This window comes from Streptomyces sp. NPDC007863, from assembly GCF_040633895.1.
In the GTDB taxonomy this organism is placed as follows: Bacteria; Actinomycetota; Actinomycetes; order Streptomycetales; family Streptomycetaceae; genus Streptomyces.
The window spans coordinates 71,765-84,681 of sequence record NZ_JBEYEI010000027.1 but is presented as its reverse complement, the minus strand read 5'-3'; the positions used below and the strand labels follow the sequence as shown (position 1 = coordinate 84,681).

The 12,917-nt window shown below is 72.2% G+C and carries 15 protein-coding genes and 1 riboswitch; of the genes, 13 read left to right on the top strand and 2 right to left on the bottom strand.

The genetic code is table 11. The features are described 5' to 3' along the window. Window positions 1-7: 7 nt before the first annotated feature. Entirely contained in the window at window positions 8-511 is a 504-nt protein-coding gene (locus ABZ621_RS33380; RefSeq protein ID WP_360610272.1) for a hypothetical protein, read from the bottom strand. Window positions 512-701: 190 nt separating this feature from the next. Between ABZ621_RS33380 and ABZ621_RS33375 the strand changes: the two genes are divergently transcribed. Continuing rightward, window positions 702-1,169, top strand: coding sequence for a hypothetical protein (locus tag ABZ621_RS33375; RefSeq protein ID WP_360610270.1), 468 nt, complete (start codon window positions 702-704; stop codon window positions 1,167-1,169). 101 nt (window positions 1,170-1,270) lie between these two features. Here the strand turns inward: ABZ621_RS33375 and ABZ621_RS33370 are convergent, their stop codons facing one another. Next, window positions 1,271-1,489 carry a DUF6243 family protein gene (locus tag ABZ621_RS33370; protein WP_360610268.1) on the bottom strand — a complete coding sequence of 73 codons (219 nt, stop codon included), beginning with the start codon at window positions 1,487-1,489 and terminating at the stop codon, window positions 1,271-1,273. Between the two features lie 660 nt (window positions 1,490-2,149). Here ABZ621_RS33370 and ABZ621_RS33365 point away from each other — a divergent pair. The 12 genes from ABZ621_RS33365 to ABZ621_RS33310 all read left to right on the top strand — a co-directional run bounded on the left by ABZ621_RS33365 (window position 2,150) and on the right by ABZ621_RS33310 (window position 12,863). Beyond that, window positions 2,150-3,208, top strand: coding sequence for a TerC family protein (locus ABZ621_RS33365; RefSeq protein WP_360610266.1), 1,059 nt, complete (start codon window positions 2,150-2,152; stop codon window positions 3,206-3,208). A gap of 717 nt (window positions 3,209-3,925) precedes the next feature. After that, a complete protein-coding gene (gene dhaK / locus ABZ621_RS33360; RefSeq protein WP_169093465.1) occupies window positions 3,926-4,912 on the top strand; it encodes a dihydroxyacetone kinase subunit DhaK in 987 nt (328 codons plus the stop codon). Between the two features lie 7 nt (window positions 4,913-4,919). Next, window positions 4,920-5,531 carry a dihydroxyacetone kinase subunit DhaL gene (gene dhaL / locus ABZ621_RS33355; RefSeq protein WP_360610263.1) on the top strand — a complete coding sequence of 204 codons (612 nt, stop codon included), beginning with the start codon at window positions 4,920-4,922 and terminating at the stop codon, window positions 5,529-5,531. Continuing rightward, entirely contained in the window at window positions 5,528-5,935 is a 408-nt protein-coding gene (locus ABZ621_RS33350; RefSeq protein ID WP_360610261.1) for a PTS fructose transporter subunit IIA, read from the top strand. The genes dhaL and ABZ621_RS33350 overlap by 4 nt, the downstream gene beginning before the upstream one ends. Window positions 5,936-5,986: 51 nt before the next feature. After that, complete coding sequence (locus ABZ621_RS33345) at window positions 5,987-6,361, top strand: hypothetical protein (RefSeq protein ID WP_360610259.1); 375 nt, start codon at window positions 5,987-5,989, stop codon at window positions 6,359-6,361. Window positions 6,362-6,421: 60 nt separating this feature from the next. Then, a riboswitch (cobalamin riboswitch) is annotated at window positions 6,422-6,644 on the top strand. A 28-nt stretch (window positions 6,645-6,672) separates the two neighbouring features. Continuing rightward, a complete protein-coding gene (locus ABZ621_RS33340; protein WP_360610257.1) occupies window positions 6,673-7,371 on the top strand; it encodes an energy-coupling factor ABC transporter permease in 699 nt (232 codons plus the stop codon). Further along, window positions 7,371-7,727: an energy-coupling factor ABC transporter substrate-binding protein gene (locus tag ABZ621_RS33335; RefSeq protein WP_360610255.1), complete on the top strand. Its 357-nt coding sequence runs from the start codon at window positions 7,371-7,373 to the stop codon at window positions 7,725-7,727. The genes ABZ621_RS33340 and ABZ621_RS33335 overlap by 1 nt, the downstream gene beginning before the upstream one ends. A gap of 6 nt (window positions 7,728-7,733) precedes the next feature. After that, a complete protein-coding gene (gene cbiQ, locus ABZ621_RS33330; protein WP_360610253.1) occupies window positions 7,734-8,483 on the top strand; it encodes a cobalt ECF transporter T component CbiQ in 750 nt (249 codons plus the stop codon). After that, the gene (locus ABZ621_RS33325) at window positions 8,480-9,322 is read left to right on the top strand and encodes an ATP-binding cassette domain-containing protein (protein WP_360610251.1); all 843 of its coding nucleotides are present in this window, start codon (window positions 8,480-8,482) and stop codon (window positions 9,320-9,322) included. The genes cbiQ and ABZ621_RS33325 overlap by 4 nt, the downstream gene beginning before the upstream one ends. Before the next feature lie 106 nt (window positions 9,323-9,428). Next, entirely contained in the window at window positions 9,429-10,082 is a 654-nt protein-coding gene (locus ABZ621_RS33320) for a hypothetical protein (RefSeq protein WP_360610249.1), read from the top strand. Window positions 10,083-10,217: 135 nt separating this feature from the next. Then, window positions 10,218-12,242 carry an NADPH-dependent 2,4-dienoyl-CoA reductase gene (locus tag ABZ621_RS33315; RefSeq protein WP_360610247.1) on the top strand — a complete coding sequence of 675 codons (2,025 nt, stop codon included), beginning with the start codon at window positions 10,218-10,220 and terminating at the stop codon, window positions 12,240-12,242. 48 nt (window positions 12,243-12,290) lie between these two features. Next, window positions 12,291-12,863 (top strand): PadR family transcriptional regulator, encoded by a 573-nt coding sequence (locus tag ABZ621_RS33310; RefSeq protein WP_360610245.1) that lies wholly within the window; start codon window positions 12,291-12,293, stop codon window positions 12,861-12,863. Window positions 12,864-12,917: the final 54 nt, after the last annotated feature.

Here is a 12,917-nt window from a genome sequence, read left to right as displayed (position 1 = left end):
CGATCGGTCAGGCGAAGCCGCGCTTCGACTCGCCGAAGGAGGACGAGTCCGCTTCGTCGCTGAACCACAACTCGATGTAATTTCCCTCGGGGATGTCGAGGTCGAGGACCCGGTAGTCGACCTCGTCGGAGGTACCAGGAGGCGCGTACGTGCCGACGAGCTCGACCCCCTTGGAGGCGGGCGTGCGCTGGACCCAGACGTCGACGTAGAAGGTGTCCCCGTCATTGGCCGTGTCGTAGATCCACAGCTTCTCGCCGTACGGGTGGAACTCGACCTTCCCGACGAGCTTTCCGTCGTGGTAGACGAGGCTGCGCAGCCCGGCGCCGCCGACGTCCTTCTGGAAGTACGTGCCGTCCACGTCGTCGTGGTGCGTGCAGGGGCAGTTGTCGGTGTACTGCAGGAGGTTGTACACCTCCGGATCGGGGCTGTAGGCCTGGGCCGTGCCGGTCGACGCGATCAGAGCCAGCCCGGCCCCGGCGGCCAGGGCCGAGAAGAGTCCGCGGAGTTTCATGACGGCACCCTCGCTCGGCGGAGGAGACGAGGGAACCTCGAACATTGCAGGTAGCGGTGGGCCGCCCCCGGCACGAAGGTGGTGCCCCTGACCGAGGAACCGTGTTCGACGGCAGTGCGCCGGCGACACCCTGGGCATCAAGGGCTCGTCCATGACGTCACGACCCGCACGAAAGGAAACACCCCTCGCCATGCGCAAGCGCAGCATCATCGGCACCGTTCTGGCCGCCGCCACCCTCGCCCTCGGCCTCACGTCCTCCGCCCAGGCCGGCAGCAGCACGGTATGGGGCTGCAAGCCGGGGAACGTGTGCGTGTACTACTACACGTCCATCCCCAGCGCGGAAACCCCCCGCTACCAGACCGGCTCCGGCTTCGACCAGACCATGCGGATCCAGCGGCTCCTCAACAACGGCCGCACCCACCACATCACCTACAGCGGCTCCTACTCCGGCGGCCACAGCTTCCGGGGATGCCTGCCCTACAACACCGCCAGCGGGTCCCCCACCTCCGCGTCGTACGTCAACCTGACCGGCTACCTCGGCCAGGACGTGTGGATCAACGAAGCCTGGTTCGGATCCGGCAGCTGCGGCCTGCCCAAGCTGCAGATCCACCGCGTGGCGCAGGACACCAACCCCTATTGGGTCACCCTCGTCAAGTAGGTCACGCCGGCAAGGCGATAAGGAGTCGTGCGAAGCCCCAGGTCAGCGACCTGGGGCTTCGTCGTTGTCTGCCTCGTACGGTGCCGTCCTCCGGTGGTGCGTCAGCTCTGTGCGGTGTCGTCGTCGTCCGTCTGCCCGGCGCCCTCAACCGCGTGCGTCTTCTCGCGCATCTTGCGCACCAGCTCCGCCTTCCGGTCGGCAGCACCCTGGCGGTCAAGGTTGCGGTGCGGACCGTTGTTCTGCCGTTCGGCGCGGGACAGCTTCTTGCGCTGACCGCCGCCCTGACCCACGGGGTTGTCGATGTTCTTGCTGTCGGGCATGGGTTCTCCCTGGGTTGGTGTGAGGTGATCTACGGATTCGTCGGTGGGGACGGGGGCGGCGACACGGAGGGGCGTCAGCAGGGGCCCGTCACGCCTTCACTCGTGGATCGGCGTCTGGACGAACATGACCAAGACGTTACCCCGATTGATCGTCGTAGCGCTCCTGATCGAAGCCCCAGGTCATGTACCTGGGGCTTCGCCCTCGGTCGACGTGTGACCCCGGAGGCCGGCCGCCGCGATGCTGTCCTCCAGATGAGCGACCGAGGAGGTGCCGGGGATCGGGAGGCCGGGGTGGCTCCGTGCCGGGCGGCGATCCGGGCGAGTGGTCCCGTCGGCTCGGGGCGGTCCAAGGATTCCAGAGAGGAAGAAGGGGACGAACGTGATGCCCTGCCGAGTACCCGAGGGAAGTGGCTCGAAACGAGCGTCCCGATGGTCGCCGAGAAGCGGGTGATCGCAGAACGGCACCACACCACCATGCTGCGCGCGATGTGCCCCGTGATCGCCGGCATCGGATTCAGGGAGGGAGGCCACCAGAGACTGCATGCGCGCCCGTCGGCCGGTTCCCCGTAGGCTCCGTCGTGCCGTGCAGAGCCGAAGGGCGCAGACTCCTGTATGAGGGCCGGCACATCCTCGTCCCGGCCTTGGCGAAAGCGAGCCGTCGTGCTCGATGTCCCGTTCTGGCTGTGGGGGGCGTTCGCCGCGACGGTGGTGGTGTCGCTCGCGGTGGACTTGTTCGCGCACCGAACCGCGCACGTCATCGGCTTCAGGGAAGCCGCCGCCTGGAGCGCGCTGTGGGTGAGCCTCGCCCTCGTCTTCGGCGGCGTCGTCTTCCTCGTCCTGGGGACGACGGCCGGGACCGAGTACACGACGGCCTGGCTGCTGGAGAAGAGCCTGTCGGTCGACAACCTCTTCGTCTTCGCCGTGATCTTCGCCTACTTCAAGGTGCCCCGCGCCTACCAGCACCGCGTGCTGTTCTTCGGCGTCATCGGCGCCCTCGTCTTCCGCGGGATCTTCCTCTCCCTCGGCGTGGCTGTGGTCAGCCGCTTCACGGCGGTGCTGTTCGTCTTCGCGGCCGTGCTGTTCTACAGCACCTACAAGCTCCTCAAGGACGAGGAGGAGAGCTTCGACCCCGGCCAGAGCCTCGCCGTACGGATGCTCCGCAAGATCGTCCCGGTCCGGAACGAGTACGCGGGGACGAGGTTCTTCGTCAAGGAAGCCGGCAAGCGCGTGGCCACCCCGCTGCTCGCGGTGGTCGCGGCGATCGAGGCGGCCGACCTGATCTTCGCCGTGGACAGCGTCCCCGCCGTCCTCGCCGTCAGCGACGACGCGTTCATCGTCTACACCAGCAACGCCTTCGCCATCCTGGGCCTGCGCGCCCTCTACTTCATGCTCGCCGGCCTCCTCGACCGCTTCCACTATCTCAACGTGGGCTTGGCGATCATCCTGTCCTTCATCGGCGTCAAGCTCATCCTCCAGGCGTCGCACAAGATGATCAGTACCGGCATCCCGGAAATCCCCTCACCGGTGAGCCTCGCCGTGATCGTGGTCGTCCTGGCCGGATCGATCTTCCTCAGTGTCAGGAGACCCGTCGAGCCGCCTGCCGCCACGCCCCCAGCTCCCGAAGCGGGCTCGACTCCGCGAGCGGAAGCCGAGTCCGGCCGCGCCGCCTCACCGGAGAACGGCGCACCAGAGGTCGATCCTCCCGACGTCGACAGATAGCGCCCGCGCCCACTTCCCCACTCCGTATTGCGCGCATATCGTAAAAATATGGTCAAAAAAGAGCGTGACCGTGACTCGTACACGTGCCCGGCCTGCGGTCGTCCCGTCACCGCCGAGATCACACGCCACAAGACTCTCGGCGTGTTCGTCCCTGTGTGGGGTGCGGGCCCTTGTCACCACCCCGACTGCGCCGCGTACGTACCCAAGCCGCACCACGCACCGGGGCCCCGCCACTCGAAGGCCTGAGGCCGCCCTTCGACGCTGCCCGCCGCGCGCGCCGAGGCGAGCCGGCCTGCCCGGACGGCGAGCGGCGCCGGGCGCAGGGCGTGGCTGCCCCGAACCCGCACTGCGGCGTACCGCGTCCGCGGGGGGTGTGATCGACCGCGAGGAACCGCCGGACCGCCCATGCGATCGATGAGCGCCGCGATCCGAGAGGTGAGGTGTCCGGACGGGCAACGGCAAGTTCCGATCTGCGTGACCTTCGCTGTCACAAGGTCGATACTGACCACAGGGGGGCCGGTCGAACCGCCGGCGTCCCCGAGGATCCACGCCTGACGCACCGTCACCAAAGTCGGCATCCACTCGGCGTCGACACCGACAGAAGCCGTCCCGGACCGCTGCGGACCGCCAAGGTCGCCTTCCACACACATAGCTGATGACCTGCAGAAACGCTGGTCGGACACTGATCTGCCAGCCACGCGAGGAGACCTCTTGAAAATGCTGATCAATGTGCCGGAGAGTGTCGTGGCCGACGGGTTGCGGGGGCTTGCCGCGGCTCATCCGGAGCTGACCGTGGACGTCGAACAGCGGGTGGTGGTGCGGAGGGACGCGCCGGTGGCGGGGAAGGTGGCGCTGGTCTCGGGGGGCGGGTCGGGGCACGAGCCGTTGCACGCGGGGTTCGTGGGGCCGGGGATGCTGGACGGGGCCTGTCCCGGGGAAGTGTTCACGTCGCCTGTTCCGATGCAGATGGTGCGGGCGGCGGCGGCCGTGGACAGTGGGGCCGGGGTGCTGTTCGTGGTGAAGAACTACACCGGGGACGTGCTCAACTTCGAGATGGCCGCCGAACTCGCCGAGGACGAGGGCATCCAGGTGGCCAAGGTGCTCGTGGACGACGACGTGGCCGTGACGGACAGTCTGTACACGGCGGGGCGGCGCGGGACCGGGGCCACGCTGTTCGTGGAGAAGATCGCGGGGGCGGCGGCCGAGGAGGGCGCGCCGCTGGAGCGGGTGGAGGCGCTGGCGCGGCGGGTGGTCGCGCGGTCGCGGTCGTTCGGGGTGGCGCTGAGCGCGTGCAGCACGCCCGCGAAGGGCGGTCCGACCTTCGATCTTCCGCCGGGAGAACTGGAGTTGGGGGTCGGGATCCACGGCGAGCCCGGGCGGGAGCGGCGCGGGATGATGACCGCCGGGGAGATCGCCGAGGTCGCCGTCGACGCCGTCCTGGACGACCTGCGGCCCTCGGACCCCGTCCTGCTGCTGGTGAACGGCATGGGCGGGACTCCGCTCCTGGAGCTGTACGGGTTCAACGCGGAGGTGCGGCGCGTGCTGGACGCCCGGCGGGTGCCCGTGGCGCGCACGCTGGTCGGGAACTACGTGACCTCGCTCGACATGGCGGGCTGCTCGGTGACCCTGTGCGCCGCCGACGAGGAACTGCTGCGCTTGTGGGACGCGCCGGTGGCCACGCCCGCACTGCGCTGGGGACGGTGAGCGGGCGATGAGCACGGAGACGTACGGCGCCGCGTTCGCGGTGCGGTGGATGGAGGACGTCGCGGCGGCCGTCGACCGGGAGGCCGGGCGGCTCACCGACCTGGACGCGGCGATCGGCGACGCGGACCACGGGGCCAATCTGAAGCGCGGGTTCGCCGCCGTGGCCGAGGCGCTGGCGAAGGAGCCGCCCGCGACACCGGGCGCGGTCCTCGTCACCGCCGGCGGGCTGCTGATCGCGACCGTGGGCGGGGCCTCCGGGCCGCTGTACGGGACGCTGCTGCGGCGCGCCGGGAAGGCGCTCGGCGAGGCCGGGGAGGTCTCGCGGGCGGAGCTGGCGGACGCGCTGGCCGCCGGAGTCGCGGCGGTCGGGCAGCTCGGCGGCGCGGTCCCCGGGGACAAGACGATGCTGGACGCGCTGACACCGGCGGTGGAGGCGCTGCGCGAGTCGTTCGCCGCCGCGCGCTCGGCGGCGGAGGCGGGCGCGCTCGCGACCGTGCCGCTGCGGGCCCGCAAGGGCCGGGCCAGCTATCTCGGCGAGCGGTCGGTCGGGCACCAGGACCCGGGGGCGACGTCCTCGGCGCTGCTGTTCGCCGCTCTGGAGGAGGTGGCGGCCCGATGAGCGGGGAGCGGGTCGGGATCGTGCTGGTCTCGCACAGCGCGGCCGTCGCCGCCGCCGTCGCGGAGCTGGCCCGCGGGCTCGCGGGCGGCGGCGACCTCGCTCCGGTCGCGCCGGCCGGCGGCACCCCCGACGGCGGTCTCGGTACGAGCTCCGAGCTGATCGCCGCGGCGGCGAAGTCCGTCGACGCGGGCGCCGGGGTGGCCCTCCTGGTGGACCTGGGCAGCGCGGTCCTCACGGTGAAGGCCCTCCTCGCGGAGGGCGACGAACTCCCGGCGGGGGCCCGGCTCGTGGACGCCCCGTTCGTCGAGGGCGCGGTGGCCGCGCTGGTGACGGCGAGCGCCGGCGGCGACCTCGACGCGGTCGCGGCCGCGGCCTCGGAGGCGTACGACTACCGCAAGGTCTGACCCGCCCGCCGCCGCCGACCGCCCGCCGCCGTCACACTCCCGCCGTCGCGGGTGCGTGACGGCGGGAGCGGCCCGGCGGGAGGCCGTGCCGGCGGGAGAAGGCGCGGGAGAAGGCGAACTCGGAGGCGTAGCCGACGGATCGGGGGCGCGTACGCCACCGACTGGGGCGGGGAGTCGGCCGTCCACTCGGAGCCGATCCCGGCGTACGACGGCGCCCGCGAGGCGCTCGGCGCGTTCGTCGCGACGCTGGACCTGGGCGACCCGGCCGCCGCCGGGCGGGCGTTGCCGGAGGTCGTCGACGCGGACGAGCCGCCGCTGCGCGTCTTCCTCGGCACCCAGGGCAACGAGATGCCGCCCCGGGTCCACGCCGACCGGCTGGAGACCTGGGCGCAGTGGCAGGAGCTGTCGGTGCGGGCGCAGGGCTGAGCACGGAGGCGCTGGGCGCCGGCGCCATGGTCAGGCGTTTCAGAGCGCAAGTGACCGACCCCGCATTGTGATGAAGCAGGTCAACACACTAATGTCACAGGGCCTTGGTGTTCGGGAAACCGGTGCAGTACCGGTGCGGCCCTCGCCACTGTGATCGGGAGGTCCGGCTCCGTCCCTTCGGGGAAGCCACTGCTCCGCCGCGGGAGACCGTCGCGGGGTGGGAAGGCGGAGTCGGGCGGCACTACCGTCAGCCAGGAGACCGGCCAGGGCGCGTTGTCCATCCACGAGGTGCTGGAGAGGGTCTCCCGATCATGCATATCGCCGAGGGGTATCTGCCCCCCGTCCACGCGGCCGCCTGGGGCGTCGCGTCGGCTCCGTTCGTCGTCCACGGCGTCCGCGCGCTCACCCGCGAGGTGCGCGCCAACCCCGAGTCCACCCTGCTGCTCGGCGCCTCCGGCGCCTTCACTTTCGTCCTGTCCGCGCTCAAACTGCCCTCGGTGACCGGCAGTTGCTCCCACCCTACGGGTACGGGGCTGGGCGCCATCCTGTTCCGGCCACCGATCATGGCGGTGCTCGGAACGATCACCCTGCTGTTCCAGGCCCTGCTGCTCGCCCACGGCGGGCTGACCACGCTGGGCGCGAACGTCTTCTCGATGGCGATCGTCGGACCGTGGGCCGGCTACGGCACGTATCTGCTGGTCCGGCGGTCCGGGGCGCCGCTGATGGTGGCGGTGTTCTTCGGCGCGTTCGTCGCCGACCTCTCCACCTACTGCGTGACCAGCGTCCAGCTGGCCCTCGCCTTCCCCGACCCGGGCAGCGGCGTGGCGGGCTCGCTCGCCAAGTTCGGCGGGATCTTCGCGGTGACGCAGATTCCGCTCGCGGTGAGCGAGGGGCTGCTGACCGTCCTGGTCATGCGGCTGCTCACCCAGTCCAGCAAGGGCGATCTGCTGCGGCTCGGCGTGCTCGGCGCGCCGAAGACGGCGGAGCGGCGCGAGGAGGCGACGGCGTGATGAGCAAGAACGCGAAGATCAACGGTCTGCTGCTCCTGCTGGTGGCGGCGCTGGCCGTGCTTCCCCTGGCGCTGGGGCTCGGCGACCACAAGGAGGAGCCGTTCACCGGCGCCGACGGCGAGGCGGAGGCGGCGATCACGGAGATCGAGCCGGACTACGAGCCGTGGTTCTCGCCGCTGTACGAGCCGCCGTCCGGCGAGATCGAGTCGGCGCTGTTCTCGCTGCAGGCGGCGCTCGGCGCCGGTGTCCTCGCGTACTACTTCGGGCTGCGGCGCGGGCGGCGGCAGGGCGAGGAGCGGGCGGCGGCCCGTGCCGGGGGCGGCGCGTCCGCACCGCACGCGGACAAGGACGCGTAGCCGCCGATGCTGCCGATCGACGCGGCGGCGCACAGCAGTCGCTGGCGCCGCCGCCATCCGGCGGAGAAGGCCCTGCTCGGTTTCGGTCTGACGCTGTGCGCGGTGTGCCTGCCGCCGTGGCCGGGGGCGCTCCTGGTCGCCGCGGCGACCCTCGCCGTGCTGCTCGGTCCGGCCGGTGTGCCGGGCCGGCAGCTGTGGCGGGCCTTCCGGATCCCGCTGGGCTTCTGCGTCACGGGAGCCGTTCCGCTGCTGTTCTCGGTGGGCGGGTCCGGTGGTCTCGTCGCCTGGGCACCGGACGGTCCGGTGCACGCCGGCGAGCTGTTGCTGCGGACGGCGTCGGCCTCGCTGGGCGTGCTGCTGTTCGCCTTCACCACGCCGGTGTCGGACGTGCTGCCGCGGCTCGTTCGGGCCGGGGTGCCGGCGCCGGTGGTGGACGTGGCCCTGGTGATGTACCGGATCGTGTTCCTGCTGCTCGACGCGCAGAGCAAGGTGCGGCAGGCGCAGGCGGCGCGGCTCGGGGCGACGACCCGGGCCGCGGTGTGGCGCTCGATGGCGGGGCTGGGCGCGACCTCGTTCGTGCGGGCCTTCGACCGGGCGCAGCGGCTCCAGACCGGACTCGCCGGGCGCGGTTACGACGGCACCCTGCGGGTCCTGCTGCCCGAGGCGCCCGTCTCCCGTCCGTTCCTCGCGGCGACGGGCGTCCTCCTCGCGGGGCTCGTCGCCCTCACCCTCGTACTGGAAAGGCTTCTGCCATGACGACCCCCACCCCGGTCGTGGAGTTGGTCGGCGCGGGTTTCGCGTACGAGGACGGCCCCGCCGTCCTCACGGATGTCGGGTTCGCCGTGCACGAGGGGCGGGCGGTCGCGCTGCTCGGGCGCAACGGCGGCGGGAAGACGACGCTGCTGCGGCTGCTGAGCGGCGGACTGCGGTGCGGGAGCGGGGCGCTGCTCCTGGACGGCGCGGAGGTGGCGTACGACCGGAAGGGACTGACCCGGCTGCGGACCTCCGTGCAGCTGGTGGTGCAGGACCCGGACGACCAGCTGTTCGCCGCCTCGGTGGCGCAGGACGTGTCCTTCGGGCCGATGAACCTGGGCCTGCCGGAGGACGAGGTGCGGCTCCGGGTGGCGGAGGCGCTGGAGGCTCTGGACATCACGGCGCTCGCCGACCGGCCGACGCACCTGCTGTCCTACGGACAGCGGAAGCGGGCGGCGATCGCGGGCGCCGTGGCGATGCGCCCCCGGGTCCTGATCATGGACGAGCCGACGGCCGGTCTCGATCCGCACGGTCAGGAGCGGCTCCTGGAGACCCTGGAGCGGCTGCGGGCGGCGGGCACGACGGTGGTCATGGCCACGCACGACGTGGACCTGGCGCTGCGCTGGGCCGACGAGGCCGCGGTCCTCTCCCCCGCCGGGCTGCGCACCGGCCCGGCGGCCGAGCTCCTCGCCGAGGACGCTCTCCTCGACGCGGCGCGGCTGCGCCGCCCGTGGGCGGTGTCGGTCGCCCGGCTGCTGCGGGCCCAGGGGCTGCTGCGGGAGGGCGTCCCCGTTCCCCGGACGGCGGAGGAGCTGGACGCGCTGCTGGACCGGGTGGGCTGAGCGTCGGCGGGGCCGGGGCCACCGGTGGCGCGGGCACGGCGGACGCGGATCCGGAGGGGGACGGTGCGCCGGCGCCCGTGTCAGACGGCGCCCGTAGTCTTCGGCCATGCAGACGCGACTGATGATCTACGACGGCCCCGCGGCGGCCGACTCCGACGTACCGCGGACCGGGGGCGTGCCGCTGGCTCCGGCGGGCTTCGACTGGCCGGTGTGCGGTTCCTGTTGCGGAGATCCGCTGCAGTTCTTCGCCCATCTTCCGGTCGAGGACGGCGTCCTGTCGGTGTTCGTGTGCCAGAACGACCCCGGCGCGTGCGAGTTCTGGGCCGCGGACGGGGGCGCGAACAGGGTCCATGTGTTCCCCCGGGAGGGGCTGCGACCGGTCGCCGTGCCGGCCACGGGGCTGACGCTGCTGCCCACCGCCTCGGCCATCCGCACCCAGGTCGTCACCATCGACCCCGAGGAGCTCGAGGAGGACGACGAGGGGACGCCGGACGCGTACGACCTGGCCCGGTCGGGGTGGTCGCGGGAACCCGGCGAGCGGTTCGGGAAGCAGCGCGAGGTGCTCGGCTCGCTGGGCGGCGCCCCCTCCTACCTGGAGGAGGACCGGGTGCCGGCGTGCCCCTCCTGCGCCGGCGCGATGGAGTTCGCGGCGCACCTGGAGGAGGGGATCGACGCGCGGACCGCGATGAACCTCGGCGGGCAGCTGGGGTACGTCTTCGTCTGCCTCCCCTGCCGCGAAGGCGCCTTCCTCACCGACTGAGCACACGCCGGCGTCTTCCGGACCCGTTCTACCGAGTAGTAACCATCACACCCCGATCCTTCTGCAACTAGTTGCATAACAGAGGGCGGGTCGCCTACAACAGGATCCGACGATCCCTGCGCGAGGAGGCGCCCCGTGACCGCGACGACCCCGTACCCGCATCTGCTCAGCCCGCTCGACCTCGGCTTCACCACCCTGCCCAACCGGGTGATCATGGGGTCGATGCACGTCGGCCTGGAGGAGACCGAGCACGGCTTCGAGCGGATGGCCGCCTTCTACGCCGAGCGGGCTCGGGGCGGCGCCGGTCTCATCGTCACCGGCGGCATCGCGCCCAACGAGGCCGGCCGGCCGTGGGACGGCGGCGCCAAGCTCACCACCGGCGAGGAGGCGGCCGAGCACCGGCTGATCACCGACGCCGTGCACGCCGAGGGAGGCAGGATCGCGATGCAGATCCTGCACTTCGGCCGGTACGCCTACCACCCCGGCCTCGTCGCGCCGAGCGCGATCCAGGCGCCCATCAGCCCCTTCGTGCCGAACGAGCTGACCGACGCCGAGGTCGAGCAGACCGTCGAGGACTACGCCCGCTGCGCCGAGCTCGCCCGGGAGGCCGGTTACGACGGCGTCGAGGTCATGGGCTCCGAGGGCTACCTCATCAACGAGTTCATCGCCGCCGCCACCAACCACCGCACCGACCGCTGGGGCGGCTCCTACGAGAACCGCGTCCGCTTCCCGCTGGAGATCGTCCGCCGGATCCGCGAGCGGGTCGGCACCGACTTCATCATCGTCTACCGGCTCTCCATGCTGGACCTCGTCCCCGGCGGCTCCACCCTGGAGGAGGTCGTCCGGCTCGCCCGGGAGATCGAGGCGGCCGGCGCCACCATCATCAACACCGGCATCGGCTGGCACGAGGCCCGCATCCCCACCATCGCCACCTCCGTGCCGCGCGGCGCCTACACCTGGGTGACGAAGAAGCTGATGGGCTCGGTCTCCGTGCCGCTCGTCACCTCCAACCGCATCAACACCCCCGAGGTCGCCGAGGAGATCCTCGCCGACGGCCGCGCCGACCTCGTCTCGCTCGCCCGCCCCTTCCTCGCCGACCCCGCCTTCGTGAACAAGGCCGCCGCCGGCCGGGCCGAGACCATCAACACCTGCATCGGCTGCAACCAGGCCTGCCTGGACCACACCTTCAACCTCAAGATCACCTCCTGCCTGGTCAACCCGCGCGCCTGCCACGAGACCGAGCTGGTCCTCTCCCCCACCCGCCTCGCCAAGCGGATCGCCGTCGTCGGCGCCGGCCCGGCCGGCCTCTCCTGCGCCGTCTCGGCGGCCGAGCGCGGCCACACCGTCACCCTCTTCGACGCGGCGGACGAGATCGGCGGCCAGCTGAACGTCGCCAAGCGGGTCCCCGGCAAGGAGGAGTTCGACGAGACCCTCCGCTACTTCCGCGTCCAGCTCGCCGAGCACTCCATCGACGTCCGCCTCGGCACGCACGTCTCCGCCGCCGACCTCGACGGCTACGACGAGGTCGTCGTCGCCACCGGCGTCACCCCCCGCGACCCCGGCATCGAGGGCCAGGACCACCCCAGCGTCCTCAGCTACCTCGACGTGCTCCGCGACGGCGCGCCGGTCGGCGAGCGGGTCGCCGTCATCGGCGCCGGCGGCATCGGCTTCGACGTCGCCGAGTACCTCACCGACGGCGGCGAGGGCGCCAGCCAGGACGCCGAGACGTACTTCCGCCAGTGGGGCGTCGACACCTCGTACGAGAACCGGGGCGGCCTGCGCAAGCCCGAGCGGAACGCGCCGCCGCGCCAGGTCCACCTGCTCCAGCGCAAGACCACCAAGGTCGGCGCCGGACTCGGCAAGACCACCGGCTGGATCCACCGCACCGAGCTGAAGCACCGCGGCGTCGCCATGGTCGCCGGCGTCACCTACGACCGGATCGACGACGAGGGCCTGCACCTCACCGTCGAGGGCGAGTCCCAGGTCCTGCCGGTCGACACGATCGTCCTCTGCTCCGGCCAGGAGCCGCGCCGGGGCCTGTACGAGGAGCTGGTCGCCGCCGGCCGGACGGCGCACCTCATCGGCGGTGCCGACGTCGCCGCCGAACTGGACGCCAAGCGGGCGATCGACCAGGGCACCCGGCTCGCGGCCACCCTGTGACCCGCTGACCCGTCCGAGCGGCGCGCGACCCGAACCTAGGATGCCCGCATGTCCCTCCCGCACGCGATCCTCACCGCGCTGCTCGAGAAGCCGTCCTCCGGTCTCGAACTGACGCGCCGCTTCGACAAGTCGATCGGCTACTTCTGGTCGGCGACGCACCAGCAGATCTACCGGGAGCTGGGGCGCCTGGAGGAGGCGGGGCAGATCCGCGCCCTGCCCTCCCCCGTGCCGGTGCGCGGGCAGCGCAAGGAGTACGAAGTGCTGCCCGCGGGGCGGGAGTTCCTGCGGGAGTGGGTGGGCGCGGCCGAGGACCCGAAGCCGCTGCGGTCCGCGCTGCTGCTGCGGATGCGGGCCGCCGCCGTGGTCGGCTCGGCCGGGCTGCGGGCCGAACTGGAGCGGCACCTCGCGCTCCACCGGGCCCAGCTCGACGAGTACTTCGGCATCGAGGAGCGCGACTTCCCGGCCGAGCGGCGCAGCGACGAGCCCGGCCGGCTGCGCCATCTCGTGCTGCGCGGCGGGATCGACCTGGAACGGTTCTGGGTGGAGTGGCTGACGGCCGCGCTGACGGAACTGGGGCCGGAGGACCGCGCCGAGCCCGCGGAGCCGGGGCCCGGGGACTGATCCGCGCCCGGCCCGGGCCGGCGGATGCCGGCCCCGCGCGCCCGTGCCGCGCCC

Excerpts from the sequence above, each read along its gene's own strand:
- ABZ621_RS33380 (WP_360610272.1), bottom strand. The coding sequence starts at position 511 with ATGAAACTCCGCGGACTCTTCTCGGCCCTGGCCGCCGGGGCCGGGCTG.
- ABZ621_RS33375 (WP_360610270.1), top strand. The coding sequence starts at position 702 with ATGCGCAAGCGCAGCATCATCGGCACCGTTCTGGCCGCCGCCACCCTC.
- ABZ621_RS33370 (WP_360610268.1), bottom strand. The coding sequence starts at position 1,489 with ATGCCCGACAGCAAGAACATCGACAACCCCGTGGGTCAGGGCGGCGGT.
- dhaK (WP_169093465.1), top strand. The coding sequence starts at position 3,926 with ATGCTGATCAATGTGCCGGAGAGTGTCGTGGCCGACGGGTTGCGGGGG.
- dhaL (WP_360610263.1), top strand. The coding sequence starts at position 4,920 with ATGAGCACGGAGACGTACGGCGCCGCGTTCGCGGTGCGGTGGATGGAG.
- ABZ621_RS33350 (WP_360610261.1), top strand. The coding sequence starts at position 5,528 with ATGAGCGGGGAGCGGGTCGGGATCGTGCTGGTCTCGCACAGCGCGGCC.
- ABZ621_RS33340 (WP_360610257.1), top strand. The coding sequence starts at position 6,673 with ATGCATATCGCCGAGGGGTATCTGCCCCCCGTCCACGCGGCCGCCTGG.
- ABZ621_RS33335 (WP_360610255.1), top strand. The coding sequence starts at position 7,371 with ATGAGCAAGAACGCGAAGATCAACGGTCTGCTGCTCCTGCTGGTGGCG.
- cbiQ (WP_360610253.1), top strand. The coding sequence starts at position 7,734 with ATGCTGCCGATCGACGCGGCGGCGCACAGCAGTCGCTGGCGCCGCCGC.
- ABZ621_RS33325 (WP_360610251.1), top strand. The coding sequence starts at position 8,480 with ATGACGACCCCCACCCCGGTCGTGGAGTTGGTCGGCGCGGGTTTCGCG.
- ABZ621_RS33320 (WP_360610249.1), top strand. The coding sequence starts at position 9,429 with ATGCAGACGCGACTGATGATCTACGACGGCCCCGCGGCGGCCGACTCC.
- ABZ621_RS33310 (WP_360610245.1), top strand. The coding sequence starts at position 12,291 with ATGTCCCTCCCGCACGCGATCCTCACCGCGCTGCTCGAGAAGCCGTCC.